This window comes from Paenibacillus sp. WLX2291 (assembly GCF_046603665.1).
GTDB lineage: Bacteria > Bacillota > Bacilli > Paenibacillales > Paenibacillaceae > Saccharibacillus.
This window is the reverse complement of the sequence record NZ_CP176755.1, coordinates 5,534,452-5,559,270: the sequence shown is the minus strand read 5'-3', so window position 1 is coordinate 5,559,270 and position 24,819 is coordinate 5,534,452. Positions and strand designations below refer to the sequence as shown.

25 protein-coding genes and 1 riboswitch are annotated in these 24,819 nt (G+C 44.0%); of the genes, 17 read left to right on the top strand and 8 right to left on the bottom strand.

Translation table 11 applies throughout. The features are described from left to right. The first annotated feature begins 227 nt into the window (after positions 1 to 227). The 4 genes from ACDE64_RS23765 (at position 228) to ACDE64_RS23750 (ending at position 5,046) form a co-directional block, all read left to right on the top strand. On the top strand, positions 228 to 1,313 hold the full coding sequence (locus ACDE64_RS23765; RefSeq protein ID WP_411348583.1) for a 5-methyltetrahydropteroyltriglutamate--homocysteine S-methyltransferase: 1,086 nt from the start codon (positions 228 to 230) through the stop codon (positions 1,311 to 1,313). Positions 1,314 to 1,340: 27 nt separating this feature from the next. Next, positions 1,341 to 2,840 carry an aldehyde dehydrogenase family protein gene (locus ACDE64_RS23760; protein WP_411348582.1) on the top strand — a complete coding sequence of 500 codons (1,500 nt, stop codon included), beginning with the start codon at positions 1,341 to 1,343 and terminating at the stop codon, positions 2,838 to 2,840. A gap of 496 nt (positions 2,841 to 3,336) precedes the next feature. After that, positions 3,337 to 4,107, top strand: coding sequence for an Abortive infection protein AbiEi (locus ACDE64_RS23755; RefSeq protein WP_411348581.1), 771 nt, complete (start codon positions 3,337 to 3,339; stop codon positions 4,105 to 4,107). Between the two features lie 3 nt (positions 4,108 to 4,110). Beyond that, complete coding sequence (locus tag ACDE64_RS23750) at positions 4,111 to 5,046, top strand: nucleotidyl transferase AbiEii/AbiGii toxin family protein (RefSeq protein ID WP_411348580.1); 936 nt, start codon at positions 4,111 to 4,113, stop codon at positions 5,044 to 5,046. Between the two features lie 667 nt (positions 5,047 to 5,713). On the opposite strand, the gene ACDE64_RS23745 is transcribed toward ACDE64_RS23750, so the two are convergent. After that, positions 5,714 to 6,697, bottom strand: coding sequence for a YndJ family transporter (locus ACDE64_RS23745; RefSeq protein ID WP_411348579.1), 984 nt, complete (start codon positions 6,695 to 6,697; stop codon positions 5,714 to 5,716). Between the two features lie 331 nt (positions 6,698 to 7,028). On the opposite strand from ACDE64_RS23745, the gene ACDE64_RS23740 reads away from it, so the two are divergent. The 3 genes from ACDE64_RS23740 to ACDE64_RS23730 all read left to right on the top strand — a co-directional run bounded on the left by ACDE64_RS23740 (position 7,029) and on the right by ACDE64_RS23730 (position 10,282). Then, entirely contained in the window at positions 7,029 to 7,862 is an 834-nt protein-coding gene (locus ACDE64_RS23740; RefSeq protein WP_411348578.1) for a serine/threonine protein kinase, read from the top strand. 258 nt (positions 7,863 to 8,120) lie between these two features. Then, complete coding sequence (locus ACDE64_RS23735; RefSeq protein ID WP_411348577.1) at positions 8,121 to 9,482, top strand: TerD family protein; 1,362 nt, start codon at positions 8,121 to 8,123, stop codon at positions 9,480 to 9,482. Positions 9,483 to 10,000: 518 nt separating this feature from the next. Beyond that, positions 10,001 to 10,282 (top strand): hypothetical protein, encoded by a 282-nt coding sequence (locus ACDE64_RS23730; protein ID WP_411348576.1) that lies wholly within the window; start codon positions 10,001 to 10,003, stop codon positions 10,280 to 10,282. A gap of 163 nt (positions 10,283 to 10,445) precedes the next feature. On the opposite strand, the gene ACDE64_RS23725 is transcribed toward ACDE64_RS23730, so the two are convergent. Continuing rightward, on the bottom strand, positions 10,446 to 10,844 hold the full coding sequence (locus ACDE64_RS23725; RefSeq protein WP_411348575.1) for a MerR family transcriptional regulator: 399 nt from the start codon (positions 10,842 to 10,844) through the stop codon (positions 10,446 to 10,448). A 328-nt stretch (positions 10,845 to 11,172) separates the two neighbouring features. On the opposite strand from ACDE64_RS23725, the gene ACDE64_RS23720 reads away from it, so the two are divergent. Then, on the top strand, positions 11,173 to 11,805 hold the full coding sequence (locus tag ACDE64_RS23720) for a flavin reductase family protein (RefSeq protein WP_411348574.1): 633 nt from the start codon (positions 11,173 to 11,175) through the stop codon (positions 11,803 to 11,805). 283 nt (positions 11,806 to 12,088) lie between these two features. Here ACDE64_RS23720 and ACDE64_RS23715 read toward each other — a convergent pair whose 3' ends face one another. After that, positions 12,089 to 12,472, bottom strand: coding sequence for a RidA family protein (locus tag ACDE64_RS23715; protein WP_411348573.1), 384 nt, complete (start codon positions 12,470 to 12,472; stop codon positions 12,089 to 12,091). Positions 12,473 to 12,577: 105 nt separating this feature from the next. Between ACDE64_RS23715 and ACDE64_RS23710 the strand changes: the two genes are divergently transcribed. The 5 genes from ACDE64_RS23710 (at position 12,578) to ACDE64_RS23690 (ending at position 16,225) form a co-directional block, all read left to right on the top strand. Next, positions 12,578 to 12,913 (top strand): winged helix-turn-helix transcriptional regulator, encoded by a 336-nt coding sequence (locus ACDE64_RS23710; RefSeq protein ID WP_411348572.1) that lies wholly within the window; start codon positions 12,578 to 12,580, stop codon positions 12,911 to 12,913. A 227-nt stretch (positions 12,914 to 13,140) separates the two neighbouring features. Next, positions 13,141 to 14,883 (top strand): ABC-F family ATP-binding cassette domain-containing protein, encoded by a 1,743-nt coding sequence (locus ACDE64_RS23705; RefSeq protein ID WP_411348571.1) that lies wholly within the window; start codon positions 13,141 to 13,143, stop codon positions 14,881 to 14,883. Positions 14,884 to 15,206: 323 nt separating this feature from the next. Then, positions 15,207 to 15,407 (top strand): hypothetical protein, encoded by a 201-nt coding sequence (locus ACDE64_RS23700; RefSeq protein ID WP_411348570.1) that lies wholly within the window; start codon positions 15,207 to 15,209, stop codon positions 15,405 to 15,407. An 82-nt stretch (positions 15,408 to 15,489) separates the two neighbouring features. Next, entirely contained in the window at positions 15,490 to 15,777 is a 288-nt protein-coding gene (locus ACDE64_RS23695; protein ID WP_411348569.1) for a hypothetical protein, read from the top strand. A gap of 133 nt (positions 15,778 to 15,910) precedes the next feature. Then, positions 15,911 to 16,225: a hypothetical protein gene (locus ACDE64_RS23690; RefSeq protein WP_411344500.1), complete on the top strand. Its 315-nt coding sequence runs from the start codon at positions 15,911 to 15,913 to the stop codon at positions 16,223 to 16,225. A 58-nt stretch (positions 16,226 to 16,283) separates the two neighbouring features. Here ACDE64_RS23690 and ACDE64_RS23685 read toward each other — a convergent pair whose 3' ends face one another. The 3 genes from ACDE64_RS23685 to ACDE64_RS23675 all read right to left on the bottom strand — a co-directional run bounded on the left by ACDE64_RS23685 (position 16,284) and on the right by ACDE64_RS23675 (position 18,866). After that, a complete protein-coding gene (locus ACDE64_RS23685; RefSeq protein ID WP_411348568.1) occupies positions 16,284 to 16,490 on the bottom strand; it encodes a hypothetical protein in 207 nt (68 codons plus the stop codon). Between the two features lie 23 nt (positions 16,491 to 16,513). Beyond that, complete coding sequence (locus ACDE64_RS23680) at positions 16,514 to 17,143, bottom strand: hypothetical protein (protein WP_411348567.1); 630 nt, start codon at positions 17,141 to 17,143, stop codon at positions 16,514 to 16,516. Between the two features lie 361 nt (positions 17,144 to 17,504). Next, positions 17,505 to 18,866, bottom strand: coding sequence for an MATE family efflux transporter (locus tag ACDE64_RS23675; protein ID WP_411348566.1), 1,362 nt, complete (start codon positions 18,864 to 18,866; stop codon positions 17,505 to 17,507). 169 nt (positions 18,867 to 19,035) lie between these two features. Here ACDE64_RS23675 and ACDE64_RS23670 point away from each other — a divergent pair, with 169 nt between their 5' ends. Both ACDE64_RS23670 and ACDE64_RS23665 read left to right on the top strand, forming a co-directional pair. Further along, positions 19,036 to 19,722 (top strand): TetR/AcrR family transcriptional regulator, encoded by a 687-nt coding sequence (locus tag ACDE64_RS23670; protein WP_411344496.1) that lies wholly within the window; start codon positions 19,036 to 19,038, stop codon positions 19,720 to 19,722. 120 nt (positions 19,723 to 19,842) lie between these two features. Next, positions 19,843 to 19,923: riboswitch (glycine riboswitch) on the top strand. Between the two features lie 142 nt (positions 19,924 to 20,065). After that, the gene (locus ACDE64_RS23665; protein ID WP_411348565.1) at positions 20,066 to 21,442 is read left to right on the top strand and encodes an amino acid permease; all 1,377 of its coding nucleotides are present in this window, start codon (positions 20,066 to 20,068) and stop codon (positions 21,440 to 21,442) included. Between the two features lie 303 nt (positions 21,443 to 21,745). On the opposite strand, the gene ACDE64_RS23660 is transcribed toward ACDE64_RS23665, so the two are convergent. Then, positions 21,746 to 22,648, bottom strand: a complete 903-nt coding sequence (locus ACDE64_RS23660; RefSeq protein WP_411348564.1) for a helix-turn-helix domain-containing protein — start codon at positions 22,646 to 22,648, stop codon at positions 21,746 to 21,748. A gap of 185 nt (positions 22,649 to 22,833) precedes the next feature. On the opposite strand from ACDE64_RS23660, the gene ACDE64_RS23655 reads away from it, so the two are divergent. Further along, positions 22,834 to 23,760, top strand: coding sequence for a DMT family transporter (locus ACDE64_RS23655; protein ID WP_411348563.1), 927 nt, complete (start codon positions 22,834 to 22,836; stop codon positions 23,758 to 23,760). Positions 23,761 to 23,855: 95 nt separating this feature from the next. After that, positions 23,856 to 24,188 (top strand): chaperone CsaA, encoded by a 333-nt coding sequence (gene csaA / locus ACDE64_RS23650; protein ID WP_411348562.1) that lies wholly within the window; start codon positions 23,856 to 23,858, stop codon positions 24,186 to 24,188. 363 nt (positions 24,189 to 24,551) lie between these two features. On the opposite strand, the gene ACDE64_RS23645 is transcribed toward csaA, so the two are convergent. Further along, a complete protein-coding gene (locus tag ACDE64_RS23645) occupies positions 24,552 to 24,776 on the bottom strand; it encodes a hypothetical protein (RefSeq protein WP_411344493.1) in 225 nt (74 codons plus the stop codon). Positions 24,777 to 24,819: the final 43 nt, after the last annotated feature.

Below are 24,819 nucleotides of genomic sequence, written 5' to 3'. Positions count from 1 at the left end.
TTTGGTAACTATATATAAAGGGACTATGCTTCGAAAATAATACTGTACAACTTCCCTATACAATGGAACGAAAGCGATGCTTTTTTTCGACGTGTATGAACTATTGCCACTTCTACCCTGCTGGCTATAGCCCCAGCATATGACTAGACATGCCTTTTTTATATGACAGGACTCTGTTTCGCTCATGTTATACTCATTAGAACAAAAAGGCAGAAGGAGCACATAATATGATTCCATTTCGACACGACCATGTAGGTAGCTTTTTACGTCCTGGCAACTTGAGTCAGGCGCGTCAACAATATAAAGCAGGTAGCATCACTCATGAAGAATTAAGAGCTGTAGAAGATCAAGAGATTATCCGCATCATTGAAAAGCAAAAGGAAAACGGTGTGATCGGCGTGACAGATGGCGAGCTGCGCAGAAGCTGGTGGCATTTTGATTTCTTGGGCGGTCTGGACGGCGTAGAGCTGTATGAACAAATCGAAGGGCCGAAATTTCATAATATGCAAACACGCAAAGGCGGGATTCGCGTCGTAGGCAAAGTCGATTTCTCGACGCACCCGTTCGTAGAGGATTTCAAATTTGTTAAACAGCATGCAGGTGATGCGGTAGCAAAGCAGACGATTCCGAGCCCGAATATGCTACTGTATCGCTTGGAGAATGATGCCAATGTGTATACAGATCGCGAAGCGTTCCTGCAAGACACCATCGTAGCGTATCAAAAAGCGATCCAAACCTTCTATGACGCGGGTTGTCGCTATCTACAACTAGATGATACTGCTTGGGCAGACCTCTTCTCGGACGCAGGTCATGATAAGATACGTGCCAAAGGGCTGGAACCGGCAGAAGAGTTGAAAACGATGCAGCGCATGATTAACGAATCGTTGGCTCATAAACCAGCGGATCTAGTAGTGACGATGCATATTTGCCGCGGTAACTATAAATCGAATTATTTCTCGACAGGCGGCTATGATTATGCGTCTGAAGTGATCTTCGGCGGCTTGGATGTAGACGGATTGTTTTTGGAGTTTGACGATGAGCGCTCCGGCAGCTTTGATTCGTTAAAACATGTGAATCGCAAAGATCTGAAGATCGTACTCGGTCTGCTCACATCCAAAACTGGCGAATTGGAAAATAAAGAACAAATCAAAGCCCGAATTGCCGAAGCAGCTACGTATGTGCCTCTAGAGCAGCTTTGCTTGAGCCCGCAATGTGGATTCTCGTCTACGGAAGAAGGCAATATTTTAACAGAAGACCAACAATGGCGGAAGCTGCGTTACGTGAAGGAAATTGCAGACGAAGTGTGGGCGTAATCCATTTCAAACGTAAGGGGTTATACAATGACAATACAAGCAAATCAGGATGCTGTGAACGCCATTACCGTTGAAGCGTTGATCAATGGACAGAACGTAACGTCTGTTTCCCAATCAGCCAAAGAGAATCCAGCGAATCCGACCGAGATCGTGGGCTATTTCCCTGTTACGACAAAGGAACAAGCCGCTCAAGCCATCGAAGCGGCAGCAGCAGCTTTTCAAACTTGGAAAAAAACCGATATTCACGAGCGCGTGACGAGCATGCGCCAAGCGATTGACAAGATCCGAGCAGCTGAGAATGAAATCGTGCATTTGCTGTCCAGAGAGCACGGCAAACCGCTGTATGATGCGCACGGCGAAATCTATGTTTCGTTGATGTGGATGGAGTTTGTTTGTAATGAAGCGGAAGCGGCTCTGCAAGAACAGGTGCAAGAGCATGATCACGGCAAAACGATTCTTTCCTATGACCCGATCGGTGTAGTGGCGGCGATCAGCCCGTGGAATTATCCGATTGCCTTGTCTACGATCAAGATCGCCCCTGCCTTGCTGGCGGGCAATACGATCGTGCTGAAACCAAGTCCGTATGCGCCGCTAGCAGCAGCAAAGGTAGCTGACATTATTGCAAGCGAGTTTCCGGCTGGCGTCATTAATGTCGTTCATGGAGCAGCGGATGTGGGCGTGGAACTGACTACGAATCCGCATGTGGCGAAGATCGCTTTTACAGGCGGAACTGAGACAGCCAAGCATATTATCAAAGCAGCTTCGGACACGATCAAAGATATGACGCTTGAGCTGGGTGGCAATGATGCAGCGATTTTCCTGGGTAGCTTTGACGTTGAGGACGAGCGTGCGATGCGCCGGATTGTGATTTCCAACTTCTTGACGACCGGTCAGATCTGCATGATCGCCAAACGCGTGTATGTACACCGTTCGATCTATGACCAGTTTGTAGAAAAATATATCGAGGCGGCGAACCGTTGGATTCGTATCGGCGATCCGTTTGATCCAGATACAACAGTCGGTCCGGTCAATAACGTGAAGCAGAGAGAGTACGTGCTGAGTCTGGTGGAAGATGCGAAGCAGCGCGGGGCGAAGGTGATCCCGCTTGGTCGTATTTTGGATCAAAAGCGGTTTGACGAGGGGTATTATCTGCAACCGACGCTGGTTCTGGATTGTGACGTACATGATCCAATCGTAGTGGAGGAGCAATTCGGTCCGACGGTTCCGATTCTGCCGTTCGATGATGTAGAGCAGGTGATTCGTCTCCACAATGAAAGTATCTATGGATTGACCAGCTCGGTGTGGGGCAACGAAGAGGATGCGATCTCTGTTGCGCGTCAGCTCGAGGCTGGAACGACGATGATCAATACGGCTGCGGTTCAGGGGCTAGACGTTCGCTTTCCATTTGGTGGATTCAAGCAGTCTGGGATTGGTCGTGAGTACGGCACAGAAGGCATTCGTACGTATACGGAGCAGCATGTGATCAATGTGCCGAAGATGCTGGATCTTCCGTATATTCCTGAGTAAGGGATATACGAGTTAGCTTGTAAGTAGTACTATTCATAACGAGTGTAGGATAGAAGGAAGCACCCTATTTGCTGATTATTGAGAATCGGCAGATAGGGTGTTTTTTTAGAGAAAAGCGAAGAGTGGCTAGTAGAAGGATTAAAGGCTGTCTGGTCTGACTGGAGGAATCATCTGGCTTGGGATACGAAGAATCAGTAATTATGTAGACGAGTTCTGTGCAAAAAGATCACTCCATGGGCGGAATGTTTTTTATATAAATGTCAATTCTGTTTTCAAACTGTATTTGTTTTTAGATGCCACAATATATTTTATTAATAATATTCTTAATGAAAATGTTGTTTTAAAAAGTTTGAATAGATCGCAAATTTTAAACAAATACTCTACATTTTTTATAAGTGTAGAGTATTTGTTTAAAAAAATACGAAAAAAGCTTATAATATTTCCAAAAACGTATACACTTATTTTTAAGTGTATACGTTTTTGGAGAATAATAGAGGTGATTGATTTGGATGATATGGTTATAAAAAAAATAAAAGAAATTTTTGACCAGTTTGATCTTAAAGAAGAAGAATTTTTTGAAATGATAAGACAAAATCCGGATATCAATAATCTGAATGATTTTATTTTAGAAATTAAAGACAAAAAATCGATGGTTAATTTAAAAAATAATCATAAAAATTATTTAGATATACAAAAATTCTTTGAGGAACATAATGGTATTATGGATTCAGCTTCTCTTGTGAAAAAAGGATTTAACTCTTATAATTTAAACAAACTTGAGAAAATGGGTGTAATTACAAAAATAAAGCGGGGACTTTATGCGCTGCCAGATGTTAAAAAAGAGCTGCCTGATATGGTCGAGGCGGCGTTGTATGTACCCAAAGGCGTAATATGTCTCTACTCTGCATTGGCTCATCATGAACTAGGTACATTTACTCCTAGTGAGTACAACTTTGCAATATCGCGGAAGCAAAGTAAACCGTCACTTCCAATATATCCCCCAATTCGTCTACACTATTTTGATAATGATACATTTGGAATAGGAATTGAAGAGGTCGATATAAATGGGTATTTAGTAAAAGTTTATGATCTTGAACGGACTATTTGCGATGTTATAAAGTTCAGAAATAAACTTGATGCTAATATCGTAAAGGAAAGTTTAAAACAGTATTTTACTAATAAAAAGATCGATTACAATAAGTTAATGCAGTATGCGGAGAAAATGAGAGTGAAATTTATCCTAAATAATTATCTCGAGGTGTTGTAATTGGTGACGAACTTCGCTGCTTCTGTCATTGATAAACTTAAGAATATTGCTAAAGAGAATAATAAGGCCTTCAACGCAATATCTATTCTTTACTATCAGGAACGCTTTCTTACACGCTTGTCGATGTCCAACTACAAAGAAAACTTCATCCTTAAAGGTGGATTATACTTATATTCAGTCACGAAATTTAAGTCTAGACCGACGAGGGATATGGATTTCTCTGGTCGAAGTTTAAGCAATGATTCATTTACTTTAGCGAGTATTGTTAAGGATATTTGTAAATTACAACCCAACGATGTTGAAAACGACGGGGTTGTTTTTCATACTGAACAAATTCAACATGAGATAATTAAAGAGGATGCTGAGTATGAAGGTGTACGTATTATAATTCCTTGCTCACTTGGTAATATGAGAGAAAGGTTACAGTTGGATATTGGTTTTGGTGATGTTATCATCCCAAATCCGCAAACAATCGATTATCCTGTATTGTTACCACATATGAGTGCACCAGAATTATTGGTTTACACGAATGAATCAGTCATTGCTGAAAAGTTTGAAGCGATGGTTTCCTTATCCGTTGCAAACAGTCGTATGAAAGATTTCTATGACATCTTTACACTAGCACGAACCAATTCATTTGAGGGATCTCGTTTATGCCATGCAGTTTCAGCAACGTTCAAGCGGAGAACAACTATTATTAATAAAGATCATATTATTTTCTCTAAAGACTTCTACAATGATAAGCGTCGGTTAATCATGTGGAGCAACTTCATCCGCAATTTGAAGCCTGATGATTCTCCTACTTTTCAAGAAGTAATGGAATGCATTCATACTTTTCTCAGACCGATTTATAATCATGTACTGGATGAACAGGATTTTTTAAGTGAATGGAACCACCACAAAGCAAATTGGGAAGACTTACAAGCTAATCATCAATAAAATGGAATGTATACCACTCCGCGATCGATCCTAATATTAGCTTTTAATGACTCTGGAATTAGAGTTATCTGTATAGTTTAGATCCCAAATAAAATAGCTCTGTTGCAAATATTCAGTCTAGCGTCAATTACTTTTCTCTATAGACAATATGGAGAACGACATCATAAGCAGAATGAAAATTCTCTGGCGAAAAAGGACTTTCTAAAGGAGAGTATAGCAATCATGACTATATTACAATTGTTTCTCGCATTTGTTACATTAAAGCCTTTAGATCAATGTGAAGAGTATACATTTCACAAATAAAAAAGATACAGTCACCCAAAATGACTGTATCTTTTTTAATCAACTAAATCGCAAACTTAAACGTGCCATCCTCAATCAACTCAAACGGACCTGTCGTAAACTTCCCATCACCGTCCCATGCAGGAAATGATACGGCATCGCACGCGTTATCTCAGACCGAACGATAAACTACCCTGCAAACAAATTATGAGCAAAAGCTCCGCCTTGCGCCATATTTTTGAAATTAGTCGGCGATAGAAACAGATTATGATCGACCATATATGATCCACGGCACACTTCCACGAATAGGTGTTCCGAAAGGTTGTCAAAAAATACATTGTGTTTAATTCGCGTGCCCTGTGCGTGCCAATCCAGCCAAAGTGCATCACTTACCGATTGGCACAGGCGAATGTTTTTGCATAGAGACTACAATGAGAACCCAACCAATCAATCCGCACAACACAAAGCCAAACGCATGTAGCGCTCCATACATGGGGATGAAATCGAGAATCGTTAGGTCAAACTTGTTTTTCAGCAGCGGATAGAATAGTGAAATCAAGATAATAGTGTAGAATGCCAGACAAGAAAGAATCAAAAAGAAACGTGCCTGTTTGTACAACGTATTTCGATTTCGTTTCAAATACATAAGCAAATATGTCGTGTACACTACAATATTACAAGCGAACAACGTGACACCGATATACTCGATGGGCTTAGAGAACATCATCCCAATCGCAATCAGAATCGGTCCGACAATATCGATGGCAACGACCCATGGATACCAGCTCTTCTTCACCATAATCCGCCCCAGCATCCCAATAAAAATCGGAACGATCGCAGAGGAGAAATGAAAATGGACGGAATTGAGTGCATAGGTGTCAGGATTTGCTTGGAAGAGAGTAAATTGATACTGGTATAAAGTGAACCAAAATCCTCCAATGAAAAAGTAGATCAGCCCTGCACCAATCGCAATTTCTGCTATTTTACCTTTATATATCGCTATCGTGACAATCCCGTACAACCCAAGCAATAAAGTGAGCAATAGCCAGCCTAGAGAGAGCAAGCCCGGTATCGTTGTACCTGCGAATCCCCAGACGTTACTGCTCATCACAGATGCCAGAGCGAGAAGCGCTGCGGGGAATTGAAACCACTTTATCGCAGTATAGATCGTTTGTTGAATGGCAGTCTTCTCTTCGTATTTCAATACTAAAATGACCAGAGGAACAATCACAAAAGCCGCATATAGCAGAAACTTTTCGACGAGTTCCAATGCAAAGTAATCAAGAGAGAATACGAGGATGATTAAGATGGTGCCTGGGATTATAGGTGCGAATAAGGATGTCATCTGTTGTGATTGGAAACGGGGCATGGCGGCTCCTTTCTAACTATATTTAGTGTTGTATCTGCTTATATCTGTTTATTGAGCTGTATACTAGATTGAGAATGCTCTTTTAGTAGTCTAACATAGTTGTTTGCTGATTTATCTGCTGTATTGAGCCGTACAGTATGTTTGAAGATATAATGATATTAAATGGATACATAGAGTAGGCATATTTTAAATAAACATTAGTATCGTATTTTATTGGATGAAGTAAGCTTCTCAAGAAAAGGTGAAGATGAGACGTTCTCGTAAAGTCATCACCATTGATTTTATCCATTTTCGGCATACAAGACTAGACGAGATAGGGTGGTCACACATTATGGTAAAGACAATGATCGATGGAATTACATTTGAGTTGAAAGAAGAATTCGATTTTCGTTTTCTATCTCAGTATGGCAAGGTGTTTACCGTATTTGATCGGCAAGATTCAGGATATATCTGTTTTGGTGTCGTAAATGATCACAGGAAGCTGTTTATCAAAGTAGCAGGTGCAGCAACTGTGTTGAGCAGTATCAGTACAGACATCGCGATTACTCGATTACAATCCACTGTGTCAGTTTACCAGGATCTGAATCACCCAACTCTGATTAACATGATCGAACATAAGGAGGTCAGAGATGGCTATGTGACGGTGTTTGAGTGGTTTGAAGGAGAGTGCATGGGCAGACAATATGATCATTTTGAGGAATTTTTGGCATTGCCGTTGGAACAGAAATTGGATATATACAATGAGATTCTGCTATTCCATACACATGTTAACAAAAGAGGATATATCGCTGTCGACTTTTACGACGGTTGTATTATGTATGACTTTGCTTCAGGAGAAACGAGAATTTGTGATATTGAATTTTACGCCAAATCCCCAGTGATCAACACGGTTGGACGGATGTGGGGATCCAGTCGCTATATGTCTCCTGAGGAATTTCAACTGGGAGCAGAGATTGATGAACGATCCAATGTATTCCTGATGGGCGCCACAGCTTTTCAGCTATTTGGCGGTGGAACAGAGAGGCGTTTGGATACGTGGCAAGCGAATGAACAGCTATTCAAGATCGCTTTGAAAGCGGTTAGTGTAAGGAAAGAGGATCGGTATTTATCAATTGGCGAATACTTTGACGCCTGGAATAAAGCGATCACGGCAGCTACACCTTGATTCGATCAGGTTCACAAAAGAACCGTTACTCTTGATTGGATCAGAGAAAATCAACAGTAATAGATGAGTGGTAATGTATTTTAAAGAAGATCACGCAGAACCACATTATCATGAAAGTAGCCGCCCTTTTGTATATTTATGTATATCCTAACTATTTCCTTCCTGTGGTAATATAAGTGAATCAGCACATAGGTTACATACCGAGAACGCAACAATCGACTTCAATCTAACCTAATAACCAACGGGAGTGATCCTCAAATGAATCAATTTCTTCAAATGGGTGCCAATACAACCTTGAGTTCTGCAAAAGGCAACATCACCATCAGCCACGACATCTCGCCTACCATCGACATCTCACTTACCGCCTTCCTGCTCACTGATGCCGATAAGGTACAGGGAGATAGCGGCATTATCTTTTACAATCAACCGACCAGCGCTACAGGCGTAGCCACTCTGTTACCATCTCAGCAAACCGGCAATACCAAAGTTCATACACTCGATTTTGACATGGATAAAGTCCCATCAGGCATTATCAAAATAGCAGTAACGCTAACCGAAGACAATAGCACGGGATTTGCTAATGTAAATAATCTGACCGCAGAGATCCATACTGGCGATACGATGATCCAGCTCACGCCATCTACATTTACAAACGAAAATGGCATTATTGTGCTGGAGTTATACTTGAGAAACGGTCAGACCAAAGCAAAGTCGATCTGGCGTGGATTTGACTCCGGGCTTGAAGGGCTATGTGCCAACTATGGTGTCGAGGTGGAAGCGGATGAAACGAACGCGTCTTCTGCGCCTGATACCATTGCCAATCCTTCATCCCAACCTACGCAAGCTGCTTCATCTGCTTCACAGCTTACTTCTGCTTCAGAGTCGTCTATTTCGCCTTCATCTGTTCCTGCACAACAGCTCAATCCATCTTCATCTATTCCTACACAGTCGACCGCACCACCCGTACTTGCTCCCGCAGCATCAAACAATCAGCCATTGCCTCTATCCATCAACCTGCAAAAGGTCACGGGCAAGGTCAATCTCGAAAAAGGGCAGAAGTCCGTCATCATTGATAAAACGCCAGAAATCACAGCAACCGTATCTTGGAAGACGGGTACAGATTATGATATCTACGCTCTCGTTTACACCAAGGCTGGCAAGCAGATCGACGTAGCCATGTTCGGTGCGAAGAAAACGCCACCTCTACAAAACTACGGTAATGGAGCCGTCGAGCATATGGGAGATGTTGGCAGAAGTAGCGCAGCTATCAAGACCGAGGTGATCAAATTAAGACTGACCGACGATATTGTTGCTGTTGTTCCTGTCGTGTATTCCGCTCAATCTAACGGTACGGGTTCATTTTACAGATATAAAGTGTCGATGAGCATCGATAATCATAGCGGCACATCGGTCACGATCTCTGCCAAAAATGCCAACAATAACGACAAGATCTACACCTGCGTACCGGGAATCCTGCACAATACACCAGATGGCGTCATTATTAGCCCACTGGAACTGTACAGTAGACCAAATTCCGAATACAGACCTGCGCTCAAGCTAGATGCTTCCCGTATGGTGGAAGTGATCATGGATGAAGGTCCGGTCAATGATTATAAGTAGTCTAGTATAGGTTGGATGGAGAAACGAGGATTGAAAGAAGATAAGGATCAATATCCAATTATTGATCCTTGTAGAGCATAAGGTACACATACCTATGTGCTAATCCAACGATTACGACTGTATACCCGGTGCATGCAAAAGTACTCTATATGCAGCATTCAAGCTGTTTGAATCGCACGCCATTACATTCTTTATAGGAGAATCGGACAATAATGATGGAGAATCCTATGGATATACTACAACGCAGAACACACTGCATCTTGTATCAAGAACAATCGGATACATACAACGAATACACAGCGGGCTAGATCGGAGGGAATTGTACGCTACAATTAAGGGAGATGAGATTGGACAGATTGTTGCAGGCTTTTGGCAATATTCTTGAGAATACTGGGCAAGACGATCGGCAACTGCTTGCATGATAGTAAAGGAAAGGGGCAGCAACGAATAGATATATTTATAAGATGAAGCTCAATAGGAGTAAATAACAGAAACGAGTGAAAGGTAGCGCGATAATAATGAGCATCCACTATAAAGAATATGTACGCCTAAAAGAAGGCGGATACCATTCTGTCGGCACATTTGGCGATAACATTTATGCGTATGAAGTGCTAACCGGCTTCACCGATACACCAGAGTACCATCAGATTTCCAAGGAAGAATTTGATTCATTTGAAGTTTGGGGTCGGAATGACGATATGGATATGAAGAAATTTTATGAGATCGCTGCGCGTCCTGTGCTGTGCAGCGGGTATCTGGGCAGAGCGGAGTTGGACATGTCATTGCTGCAAGATCTATAGCAACCCCAAAGATACACAGTACATCTCACACCCCAAACAATCAATTGCTCTCTATAAACAGTGTTACTCCGAGGAATGGCAAATGTAAACGGGGTGTTGTGTCTTACATTCGAGCATCAAACTCCGTTTTCGCTCTACGCTCGCTATACACGAATCTATTCTCTCAAAGATCCTGCGCCAGCTCATGATACCCCGCTAATTTCTCCCGTGTCATCGCAATAATTCCATCCAGCTCCTGACGCTTGGCTTCCAGTTCCTCAAGATATTTAGACAGAATCTCGGTTCGTTTGCTCAGTGTTGGTATGAAGTGAGCCGGGTCTTCGCCTTGTTTGATTTTCTCCATGACACAGCCGTCACGTGTAAACTCTGTAATCTCCTCCAGCGATAAGCCTAGCTTTTTCAAATGGACGAGGCATTGAATATATTTGACATCGCTCTCGCTGTATATACGAGCGCCGCCTTGTTTGCGCTTAGGGTTTTGCAGTACGCCGATTTGCTCATAGTAGCGGAGTGTGTAGGCAGTTAATCCGGTTTGTGCGGTGACCTGGCTGATGCTTAGCATGGAATATTCTCTCCTTCGTGCAATATCTTTGTTATAATCGTACACCTTCGAGCTAGCTCGAAGTCAAGTTTGGCACTGGCTGATGTACGTTTGCTTCCACTATATTTGTTGCGAAATGGTAGATGCTTTACGTTTGATTCCTGATGATGCGGTCTGGATCGTAGGCTGCGGAACATTTTATTTCCGATGCTTGACTTCGAGTCGGCTCGAATTCGTATACTTCAGCCATACCATTTCTGAGGCAACTAAGATGCTGGGACGGAGATGGATAGATCAGATCATTGGTCTACCTACGTATGCGTGTAGACGAAGAGAGGATGCGATAAGCATGGAGATTATTACCGACCAACTAACGTGGAAAGATAGCTACAAATTATATACAGGTTCGATTGTGCCGCGACCGATCGCGCTCGTGTCGACGATGTCTGCGGAGGGCATTCCCAATGTGGCACCGTTCAGTAACTTTTGTGGTGTGTGTCCGCAGCCGTTTACCGTTGCCTTTGCGCCTTTAACTCGTCCAGAGGATGGGACAAAGAAGGATACACTGCGCCATATTGAAGCGACCGGGCAATTTGTCATTAATATTGTGACTGAACAGATCGTGTCACAAGTGAATGAAGCGTCGTTCGAGTTTGCCTATGGGGTGAGCGAGTTTCGGGAAACGGGATTAACGCCTGTTCCGAGTGTGCAGGTGCAGCCATATCGCGTGCAGGAAAGTCCGATTCATATGGAGTGTGTATTAGAAGACATTGTGAAGATTGGCGAGGGAGCCGGGTCTTCGAATCTTGTGCTTGGTCGTGTCGTGCAGATGCACATTGAGGATGCTCTTTATAACGATGGGAAGATTGATCTGTTCCAGCTTCAACCCGTTGCTCGTCTGGCAGGTGAATACTACGCTCGGATGTCTGATGTATTTACGATTGCACATCCACAGCGTAATGATTCGGCTAATGTCAAATAAATCAATGTATCTCTGAGTGGATTGCGACTCATCTATGGAGATAATGATACGTATAGGTGCGCAGAGAGATGTTATGCAAGCACTGTACATGTTCATTCAAACTCTTACTATAGATGCCCAACATCTCAATATAGACGTCGGATCTATTCACACTGTATCGCCAATCGTAACATTTGAAAAAGGAGGAACTGCACTCGCAGTCCTCCTTTTTCAATGAGGTTGTCTATACGAATGATATCGTCTCTACGTTTGAGCGTTACCTCTACGTAGTACCTGCTATCCATTATCCAATATGCGCCACTGCTCGAATCTCAACCAGTTGCTCAGGAAAAGCCAGATACGTTACGCCGATCATACTACCTGCCGGACGATGCTCACCGACATATTCCTTGAACAGCTTAATCGCAATCTCTCCATGTGCCTGGGCGTCGGTTAAGTACAGCTCCACATAGGCTAAATTGGATTGCGTCGCACCGAATTGCTCCAATACACCATCCACATTGTTCAGCGTTTGTCGTACCTGCGCTTCGATATCCTCCGCTCCGACAAATTTGCCATCTGCATGATGCGAGAATTGTCCAGAGATATACAGTGTATCGTTGACACGGTAGCCTTGGGAGATGCCGTGATCCCACAAATGATGATCGTACGTTTGAATAATAGCCATGTGTACAGCTCCTTTACTTTGAAGTAAGGCTAGTATAAACTGGGCGAAAATATAGGGATAGTACGCACAATTACGATAGTTACTATCCGAAAGGATCGTGTAAGCATGGGTATCACTGACTTAAAAGGCAAGGATACGGTCATTCAGAACACTCCGTTTGGTTATACGATGTCTGTCATCGGCGGAAAATGGAAGATGGCGATTTTGTATGTATTGGCAGCCCGGCAACCCGTTCGTTTTAATGAGATGCAGCGACAGGTCGGAGCGATTACGTACAAGATTCTGAGCGCGCAGCTTAAAGAATTAGAAGCAGATGGGCTGGTTACACGGAAAGAGTATCCGCAAATTCCACAGAAAGTGGAGTATTCGCTGACACCCAAAGCACAAACGTTATTGCCTGTATTGGAGCAATTATGCGAGTGGGGAGCGCAGAATCGGTAAGATGATTGGTTGCTCTACAGCGATGTTGTGAGTTGGTATCATGGTATAGCTTGTAGTCGTTTGTTGTTACACAGAGAGCAGGAGAATGATAAAGCAGCGGGACTGGTTATAAATCAATTGTACTCGCCCCCAAACAGTGTTAATCTGAGAATCGGCAACATTACAGTTTACACACTACCAACCAAGCCACAATACCCGCCGTTACGGCGATTCAGAAAGGTAACACTATGATTAAAGTTGAAAACCTCTCCTTCTCGTTCCCGCAAAAGGAACTGTATAACAATATCTCCTTTACACTGGAAGAAGGGCAACATTGTGCATTTATCGGAACGAGCGGCAGTGGGAAAAGTACCTTGATCGATATGCTGATCGACCCGCAGCGGCATGTGTTCGATGGCAAGCTGGAGATCGATCCAAGTGTCACCATCGGGTACGTCAGTCAATTTTCCCAAGTCGATACGACCAAGCCAATCACCGTTTTTGAATATATCGCAGAACCATTTATGAAGATCCAAGATGAGATTACCGACATCTATGCTGAGATGGCAACCACATCGGATATGGATGCGCTTATGGAGAAATACCAGCTGGCGCTGGATGCAATGGAAGCCATCGGCGGAGATGATTTTGAGAGCAAAATTAACAAGCAACTCAATCTCGCCAATCTGATGAAGCTCAAAGATACCGATGTATCGTCCTTGAGTGGCGGCGAATTCAAGCTCATTCAAGTGATGAAGGAAATGCTGAATCGTCCTGACCTGATGATTATGGATGAGCCGGATGTATTTTTGGACTTTGAAAATCTCAATGCGCTCAAAAAGCTTATCAATTCCCACAAAGGCATGCTGCTCGTCGTCACGCATAACCGCTATCTGCTCAATCATTGCTTTAACAAAATCATTCATCTCGAAAATGCAGAGATTCAGGAGTTTGACGGACGCTATATCGGTTACAACTTCTCATTGCTGCAAACGAAGATTGAGATGCAGGAGATTGCTGTCGCTGAAGCGGAAGAAGTGGCGCGCAATGAAGGCATTATCGATAATCTGCGTACCATCGCGACATACAATTCCGACGAGTCCCGTGGCAGAGCGCTCAAGGCGAGAATGAAGGTACAGGAACGATTGGAAGCAAGCCGCATCAAAGCGCCATTCGTGGATATTAAACAGCCGCTTATTGGTTTTGGGCTGAAGCGTGAGTTGGAAGACGAAACCGTTATTGTACAGGTGAATGACTACGGTGTTTCCTTTGACGAGCTACTGCTAGAGCATGTGGATTTTGAAATGAAATCGACAGACAAAGTGGCGATTATCGGTGCAAACGGAACGGGCAAAACGACATTGCTGCGGGATATTTTCCGTAATCAGCAGGATTCGATTGCCATTCATGACGACGTGCAGGTCGGTTATCTATCTCAGTTGCAAGGCGAGACGTTGACCGATGCCAATAGTATTCTGGAGGAGTTTATCGAAGCTGGATTCAGCACGTATGATGAAATCAGAGCGTATCTGTCTAGCTATGGCTTTGAAGGGGAGATCTTGAATCAGAAGATCCAATCACTGTCCGGCGGCGAGAAAAATATGCTGCAACTAGCGAAGATTGCTGCTAGCAATGCCAATCTGTTGCTACTCGATGAGCCGACAAGCCATTTGGATATCTACACACAGATTGCGCTGGAAACAGCGATCAAGGAGTACAAAGGCGCGATTCTGATGATCTCGCATGATTTCTATTCGGTTGTGAACGGGATGGATTATGTGCTGATCATCGACAACAAGACGATTCGGAAAATGAGTATGCGCAAATTCAGACAGATGATCTATGCGAGCCATTTTGACAAAGACTATCTGGCAAACGAGCAGAAGAAAAAGGCTGTGGAACTACAGATTGAACTGGCTTTGAAAAACACGGACTTTGAAGGCGCGCAGAGCTTGATGGATGAGCTGGAAGCGCTGATCAAGTTGCTTTAAGTTGAAGCTGTAACATGGTACGTTGTTCAGAGACTTTTTTCTTAAGATGGCGTAATCTTCGTTGTATATCCAGTAGACAGGCTTATAGTTCGCTCGCAATGGAAGATGGGTATGAGGAGAAACAGGTAATCGATATAATCGAATACGATGGATATATCTATTCCTGCTCATTCGTACGATCATACTTATAATTCAATGTATTTTTGTGAAGAAACCACTCTATTGGGAGTGGTTTTCTTTTTGGCTGCGGATGTATGATGGGATAAAGAGGATTAAAGACATTGAAGATATTCAAGACGTTAAAAATATGCAGGATGACAGACGTGTATGAAGTGCTGACTGGGGTGGCAGACTCGCCGGAATATCATCAAATTTCCAAAGAGGAGTTCGATTCTTTTGAGGATTGGGTTCAGACGCATGGCAAAGATATGAAGAAGTTCTATGAAATTGTGAATCGTCCGGTGCTGTGTAGCGGGTATTTGGGAAGTGAGTATTTGGATACGTCGTTGGTTCGGGATATGTAGTAAGATGGAATGGCAAGTATTGCTAAATGAAGTACTTTAGCATTTTATTTGAAGCAATCGATTATGAGAATAGGGGATGCCTATGGACAAAGTTCAAGTATTGCATCACTTTCGCGAGTTATACGCCGAGTTGAATATGATTCTATGTGAGTTCGACCCGTACGGCTTGTCCGATAAAGGTGAGATCGCGGACGAATTTGAAGAGGAAGCATGGCAGATTTTATATGGTTTGGTAGATGTTCATAATCTGGATGAAGCCATTGATCTCGTTACATATGTGTTTGTGAAGGCGTTTGATGCGCAAGCTTTTAACAAGGAAAATTGTACAGGAGTGGCTACGCGTATCTATGCATGGTGGTTAAGCAAGTAGAAGCGAAACGAGAAATTAGAACTAGAGTTAAAAGTGAAGAAATCTCAGCTTATGCAGGCAATGGATCGGTCGAATCTGCTTTTCAGGTATAATACATGTACCTATTATAATCAATGATTGGGAGGAGAATAGGATGAAATTATTTGAGAAACTACAAAAGAAAGTAACTGTGAATGACTATACATTCCATTGTGTGATCAACCAGAAACCTTCGATTCCGATGGTTAGTGTCAAAGTCTATTCTTCCAAAACCTCTTATGTTGAATTTCTATTTAGTTGGAGAAGAATGCATGATGTGAATCCCAATCGTCCTCTAGTGTGCGCACGTCTGATCCAGTATGCTATCGATCAGGGATGGGATTATCATAAAGAAAAACAAGTTAAAATCATTGAACAAGGTGATGATATAATTGACCTGTTAAAGTTGGAGGAACTGGATGATATGTAATAGACAATGCAATCACAAAAAAGACTGTAGTTCTAAACTACAGTCTTTTTGGATACATTTAAACTGTTGCTACCAGATAATAAAGGAAACCAGAAATAAGAATGAGAGTTAAAAGTGAAGAAATGATAATTTGCTTAGAACTTTTTTTCTTCTGAGTAGCATCACTTTGTTTGTACTCTCTTACCGCTTTTATAATAATTGCTACAAGAAGAATCAATACTAAAACAGGAAGAATATATATAACAAAGTTATTATAGTTCCACATACGTTCACCCCCTAAGTAAAAAATTATTGAGGAGTAATGTTAAAAGCTAATGCCCAAGTCATTTCCAAGTAAATACCTGTACTATTTGCATTGTTAGCAGCGACTCGTGAAGCCAGTAGTCCAAAGTAAGCTGCTGTGATTCCTGGAGGAATGGCAGGAATAGCTCCAAAATAAGCAGCAACTATAGCAACCCCACCACTAGTTGCCGATACACCGGTAAGGTCAGCAGAAAACCTATTAGCTTCGCAACTATTCATATAACGGCTATAACCCCACCAGTATTGTTGGACAGCTGTATTTTTTCCAGCGCAAGATGCTGTGACCGATTTGCTGAGATCAGAAGTAAGAGGTGCTAGATTTTCAGACGTAATACTTAAATCAGAATGTGCCTTTAACTCGCCAGATTCAATTTGCTTGTTTAACGTATCAAAGTAGATTTTCTGCCCTTGTAGTAGCTCTAAATCCACCTCATCTTTTTGAGCTTTAGAATAATCTAGTTCAAAAAATCCATTCTCATTTACAGATACATAAGGTTTTAAAGCCAAGATATCTTGTTTTGTAAATTCTTTATTTTGAGTATCGCTAGCGAAGGTCGGCGTACAAGCTACTGTGAAAAGCACTAAAGCTAATAAAAAACCAATTGTTTTTTTCATTTTTCCTCCTAAGTATATGTTCTTTCTACATATAATTATTACTAAAATATACAATCAAGCCTCCTTCATTTATAGGTTTGAATACATTTTTAGTCTAACAAAATATTTTGATTGATAAAGCTTTTCGACAAAAACAAACTATTTTCTTAGCTAAATTGAGCCTTTTATCATTTACTATATTTACCATGAAGATCATTTAATTGGTATACAAGATATAACATTTATTACTTTGGTCTTATACACAAATAAAGCTTAGTTATTAAATAATCAATGTTTGAAAAATAAAATATAGAATGAATGTTATGTATACCATTAAGCCTTTCACGCTGAAAGACTTAATGTATATATGCTATTTATCGTATTACAAAGCCGTCTCGAGCTCCTGTGGCATCTCCGGCTCCAACTTATTACGCAGCCCGTACAACAATCCCGCCCCAACTAGAAACGCAACCGCATCCGCAATGACCAGCGACCACACGACCCCGTGGAATCCACTCATATGATTCGCAATAAACAACACCGGAATCAGCGTCACGCCTTGAATGATCGACATAATAAACGCCGCCGTACCTTGACCCGTTGCTTGGAAAATACCAGTGAACAGTGTCGTCATGCCAGTAATGAACAGCGACAAGAACGTCACATGCAAAATATAACTGCCCATCACAATCAACTGCGGATCGTTCGTAAACCAGCCGATTAGATGATCCGATACCGCATATACCACTACGCCAAACACCAGTGCCATAGCCACAATGACTTTAATCGTAAATCCGACCGTTTGCTTCATCCGCAGTTTATTCGCGGTGAACGAGAAGGCGATCAGAGGCACGACCCCTTCACACAATCCCATCAGAATAAACTCTGGAAATTGCAGCAATCTCGACGAGATGCCGTAAGCGGCAACCGAAGCATCGCCGTATTCAATCAGAAAATAGTTCAGGATCAGCGACATCGCACCAAGGAACACACTCATGATAAATACAGGTACACCGATTTTGAAGACATTGCTCATGATCTCTTTGCTGGCTTTGAACCATTGGATCGACACGCTTAGAAATTGGCTTTTGAAGCCCAGATGATGCGTGTAAAAGGCACTTGCGACCAGATTCGAGACTACGGTAGCAGCAGCGACGCCGGTCACACCCCAGTGGAGTACGAAGATAGCGAGTGCATCCAGTACGATATTGACGGCAACGCTCAGAATCATACCGATCATGGACGTAATTGCCGATCCTTCCGCGCGCACGATATTTTCCAGAGTGAAGAATAGGACGACGACGGGAGAGCCGATCAGCATGACGGTCACGTAGTCTTTGGTAAATGCGAACGATTCGGTCGTCGCGCCCAGCCCGGAAGTGATCATATCCACTAGCGGCAGTCCGACGAGAATGACGAGTAGACCGAGCAGCAGACTGCTGTAAAAGGCGAAGGACGAAACGTGCTTGGCGTCGTCGTAGCGCTTTTCACCAAGCAGACGGGAGATGAATGTACCGCCGCCCATACCGATCAGGTTGCCGAGTGCCATGATGATGGCGAACAACGGCAAAGTTAGCGCCAGCGCGGTCAGCATCGCTGTATTGTGCAGCGTGCCGAGGAAGTAGGCGTTTAGGATGGAGTAGATGACGCTCATGGATGTACCAAGCATCATCGGAACGGCAAAGTGGGCGACGGCTTTGGCGATAGGGGCTTTTTCAAAATAGTGCAGATTTTCTGTATCCATGGGGATTCCTGCTTTCTGTAGATAATTTGGCTGTTGAAATATTTGGTCTATCAATGATTGCCTTACAGTGTTAGTTGAGCCTTACACTGTTAGATGTTATCATGGGATGAGATGCTTGTAAAGCATAAACTTACAGTGTTAGATAAAATTTTTCGAGGGATGGATATAGATGAAAAAGCAGCAGCCTCAAATTTCAGAGGATAAGATTCTTGAAGCGTCGTGGGAGCTTCTCGGGGAAGACGGCATTGAGAAATTAAGTATGCGGCGGCTTGCCGATCGGCTCGGCATTCAGGCGCCTTCGCTATACTGGCATTTTAAAAGCAAGCAGCAGTTATACCAGCGGCTGGCGAATCATGTATCTAAAGTGATCGTGGATGAGCTGCATAGCGAGGGCAATTGGAAGCAGCAGCTGACCGAACTTGCCGTTACTACGCGTGATGTATTGAGCCGCTATCCGTGCTCCACACAGCTTATGATGATGACGCTGCCGCATGATCCGGACATTATCCGCTTCACCAACCGGATGCTCTCTTGTGTAGAGGAAACACCGCTGGCGCAGGATCAGAAGATGCAGGTTGTGACGACGCTGATCAACTTTGTGTTTTATTTTGTGCTGGATCATTATCAGCATCAGCGTAATGTGGAGATCATGAGTCAGGAGCAGCAGTCTACGATGGGCGATCATATGATGCAGGTGATGGATTCGATGCCGGATCAGGATACGTGGCTGTTCCGGCGCATGTTCCAGAATGAGCTGTTTGAGCTGATGGGAAGTGATCGGGCGTTTGATTTTGGACTGAAGGTGATTTTGCTAGGGATTGAGCAGGTGATTGTGGAGCAGAATATGGATGTGTAACTTTTTTCACTGATCCATTGCTCACATTGGCGGTACTATGTTAACATATCGGAATGGCAGTAATGCCTAACTAACTTCATATATTTAAGGGCTATGATTGCTGTGGATCACACTACAGCAGGAGCAGCTTCTGGAGAGACTGCGGGTACACCGCAGCGCCGAAGGGTTCACAATCTCAGGCAAACGGACAGAAGAGTACGAATAGATAGGTGTCATGCGGCGACGTATATGCTGCGGGGCACGTATGTATTTTGTTATTCTTGTGCGCTGAGAGATTGGATGATATCCAGTCTCTTTTTTTATTGTTTTTTATAGAAAGATAGGAGATCAAGGGGGACACACGATGACACAGACAGGATTAAAACGAGAACTTGCCAACCGGCATGTTCAGTTGATTGCAATTGGAGGAACGATTGGAACGGGGCTATTTCTCGGCTCCGGCAAAGCGATTGAGAAGGCGGGACCTTCGATTATTCTCACGTATCTGATCGTCGGGATGGCGATTTTTTTCGTAATGCGGGCGCTGGGGGAATTGCTATTATCCAAGGCGGGCTACCAGTCATTTACCGATATTGCGGAGGATTATTTGGGACCGCGCGCGGCGTTTGTGACGGGTTGGACGTATTGGTTTTGCTGGATTATGACGGCGATGGCGGATGTGATCGCGGTTGGCGTGTACGTGCAGTACTGGTTTGATATTCCGCAGTGGATGCCAGCGGTGCTATGTCTGATCGTATTGTTAGGTCTGAACCTAATGACCGTCAAAAATTTCGGGGAGCTGGAATTCTGGTTTGCCTTGATCAAGGTCATTACGATTCTGGCGCTGATTGGGCTAGGTATTGTACTGCTGGTGATGGGTTTCCGCACGGATGCGGGTACCGTATCGGTACGCAATCTATGGGAGCATGGCGGCATATTCCCGAATGGCGTGTCGGGCTTCCTGTTCTCGTTCCAGATGGTCGTATTCGCTTATGTTGGCGTAGAGCTGGTCGGTGTATCGGCAGCAGAAACCGCCAACCCGGAGAAAAGTATTCCAGCGGCAATCAACAAAATTCCGCTGCGCATTCTGTTCTTCTATGTCGGCGCGCTGTTCGTGCTGCTGTGCATTAATCCATGGACACAGCTGAGTCCGTCGGAAAGTCCATTTGTCCGTACGTTTACGCTGGTCGGTATTCCGGTGGCAGCGGGCATTATTAACTTTGTCGTGCTGACGTCGGCGGCTTCCGCTTGCAACAGCGGCATGTTCTCGACAAGTCGCATATTGTACAATTTGAGCCGTAAGGGGCAGGCTCCACAGCGACTGGGCAGACTGAACCGCAATCATGTGCCAAGTCAGTCGCTGTTCCTCTCTACGATTGTGATCTCTGGTGGTGCGCTACTGAGCAAGCTGTTACCGGGACAGGCGTTTGAGATTGTGACGACGATCAGTGCCATTTGTTTTATCTGGGTGTGGGGTGTCATTCTGGTGTGCCATATTCGGTATAAACGAATTCGCCCGGAGCTGCATGCGACGTCGCGCTTCAAAGCACCATTTACACCATGGATCAATTATGTAGTACTGGCGTTATTTGCGGGTATTCTGGTCATTATGCTCATCTCTGGTGAGACGCGTCCGGCGCTGTTATGTACACCGATTTGGTTTATTTTGCTGCTGGTATTGTACCAGCTTCGCGGGCGAAAAAGAGACAGTGAGCCGGTGTTGGAGACGACGAATACGTAAGTTGCAGATGAATGATAGCGGAGTGTCAAACATGCCGTGACAGCTATCAAAGAAACTATTATGTCCAGAAATGGCATACGAAACACAGTGCAAACAAATGCACCTATTTCATACGAGTAGGAGTATGCAGTACAGCTCATCTTCAAATATACAAACTGCAATCATAATGGTATGTGCGAACAGCTCTATGATCTATATATGCATAGAGCTGTTTGGTATTGGATTTCGCTTTGTCTCTTTTGCATTCAGGAGCACTCTGTCCGTGTTGAAAGTAACCAAGTGCCTAATGCTTGGCAATGACGATCATTGTGAATGTGCCTGTTGCAATCTTGCTTTCCGATATTCCTTTGGCGTTTGCTCATATGCCTTTTTGAACGACTGGATAAAATGGTTCACATGATTAAACCCGACGCGCTGTGCGACTTCGGTAATCGTATCGTCCGTACTGAGCAGCAGATCGCAGCTCTTTTTTAGTCGGTATTTGATCAGGTAGTCGTAGGGCGTCATATGGATCGTTTTGCGGAAGCTGCGGGTGCATTCGGATACGCTCAGATGTGCGATGTCGGCGATTTGTTGCAGCGTGATGGGATCAACAAAGTGTTGGTGAATGTAACTCAGCATGAGCTGCAATCGCTCCTGCTGCTGTTTGGCATGTTTGGGCAACTGCTCGGTGGACAATGGAATATGGGAAATTAGCGTGAACCACAGCTGTAGTGTCTTGATCGATACTTCATATTGCCAGCCCCAGCTTGCACCAGCGATCTCGAATGTACGTTTCATCTCCCATAGCATATCCAGAATGGCATGTTCCCAGTCGTGGTCACCTCGGATATCTAGCGAAACGAGGGATGAGTTGGTGTAAGGCGTTACGTAATTCTTTTCCATTACGCTATCGCCGTAGAAGGATAGCAGCTTTTCGGGAAAATTAAAGCTGGCGTACTGTCCGTCGTGTTCCAAATATGTAGCGATATGCAAAATGCCTTTGTTGATCAGAATCGCCTGTCCCTGCTCTAGATGGTGGTCGATGCCGTTCACCTGAATGATGAGCTTGCCACGGGTGGCGAGGGTAATTTGTAGCTCGTCATGCCAGTGCAGATCGTTAAAGCCGCGCCCTTCGGGGATGCTGTTGTGGGTGGTATGGGTGTACATGATGTAAGGGAAGGAGTCGTCGGGGTAGGCGATATGTTCGAATAGAGGTTTGCTCATAAGGGTTCTCCTTTGCTGCATTTGATATTTTGCATATATAGATGACGATATTTCGATATAAATGAAGGATATCCTTACACCGAGAAACAGAAAACGGTGATATTATTATATCAGATCTAAGGCTTATCTCTATAGCCTGTGCACAGACGTTCGGATAAGACCTCTATGAATATGGAGGCATGGTAATGAACAATCGTAAGATGTTTTGGGGTATTCATCCGTATGTATTGCTGTTTATTAGCATTTTGTCGGTATCGATCTCGTCCATTCTGATCAAGATGTCGGATACGCCGACTGCGGTGGCGGGCATGTACCGACTGTACATCTCCGTACTAATCATGCTGCCGCTCGTGCCATGGCGTACGCTGCGCACGCTACGGTTGAACGCAAGCGATTGGGGCAGTGTGATTGCGGCAGGATTGCTGCTGGGCATGCACTTTCTATTCTGGATGGAGTCGCTCGTGCATACGTCGGTGGCAAGCTCGATGGTCATTTTGGCGTTACAGCCGTTGTTTGTAATGATTGGTTCGTATTTTATGTTCAAGGAGCGGGTGGGGATAGCGAAGGTTCTCTGTCTAGTGGCGGCGTTATTCGGCTCGGTCATTATTGCATGGGGCGATATTGGCGTATCGCGGCAAGCGCTGTTCGGTGATGCGTTGTCGTTGATCGGGACGCTGGCAGTTTCGGCGTATTTTCTAGTCGGGCAAAAGGTCAGTCGCAAAATGAACGCCAATCTGTATAGTGTGATCGTCTTTCTGATCGGCGGTAGTATGCTGCTGGTGTATAGTTTGTGGAATCAGTTGCCGCTGACCGGATACTCTGGTGCGGACTGGACGTACTTCCTGCTATTGGCGATCATTCCGACGATGTTCGGGCAGTATATTTTCAATCTGCTGCTTCCATCGATTGGAGCGACGACAGTGTCGGTGGGCATTATCGGCGAGCCGGTACTCGCGATTGTGATGGCGTATCTGTTTCTGGGTGAGCAGATGTCGGCGTTTCAATTTACCGGCGGACTGCTCACATTGCTAGGCATGGGCATGTACTTCTGGTTACAATCGCTGAAACGTCCGATAGCGGACTATGTACCGGTGGATGAACCGATCAGGTGAATTCCATTGGCAAATAGAATGGAGTCAGATTTGGCATGAAATATATGCCGGATGGTATGATGCCTACACAAGTGATCATGATAGGAGTGGGATATATGGCAACATTTGAAGATTTGTTGAAGCTGGATATTCGGGTAGGCACGGTGATAGGAGCAGAGTTTTTCGCCAAAGCGCGAGTGCCTGCGATCAAGCTAGAGATTGATTTTGGAGAAGAAGTTGGTGTGAAGCGTTCTAGTGCGCAGCTGACGAAGCGGTATGAAGCAGAGCAACTGGTCGGTCGGCAGGTGGTCGCGGTTGTGAATTTTCCACCGCGCCGGATTGCCGGGTTCGATTCGGAAGTGCTAGTGCTGGGCGGCGTACCGGGCGAAGGCGATGTGATTCTGTTGCAGCCGGAATTTGACGTGCCGAATGGCACGCCGATCGCGTAGACTGCTTGCAGGTGATTTGGATGTTGGCGAATGGGTCATATCGGCGTGTAGTTCTTGTATACGTTGCGGATTATCTGTATGCAAATTGCTGATGGAAGAGAGCGTATAAAGTGATGCTTGTATGATATGGTATGGAGTGCATTCGTATCTGTACTTTGTATTAAAAAAGGCAGTAGCCCAATGAACGAATCAACTAGGTACTTGATCCGACAACGGTTGGGCTGACTGCCTTTTTATTTTGTTCATTTAGAGAAGATAGCGAACGATAAAGCATGATGATGCAATACATCTGCTTTACCATGTAGATGCGGGTATGCCTGTACGTTTTTTAACAACGGTATACTAGATCTGGGTCTGTACCAATTATTTGGTCTGATCTTCGTTGGAAGGAAAGTTGGCGATGTAACGATTGCGTTTCTTTTCATCAATACTCAGATCAATCAGTTTGATTAATCGATTTCCGATTTTAATTAGGAAATAGAGTCCAACTGCCATCAGGACGATGCCGAGTATCCATGGAAGTAATGTAAGGAGCGGGAAAAAGGCTGCGCCCAAATTTAAAGTATTGGATAGGTAATAGCTTGCCATTCTCAGAATCATCCTTTCTAAAATGGATCTTGATTATGTAGCG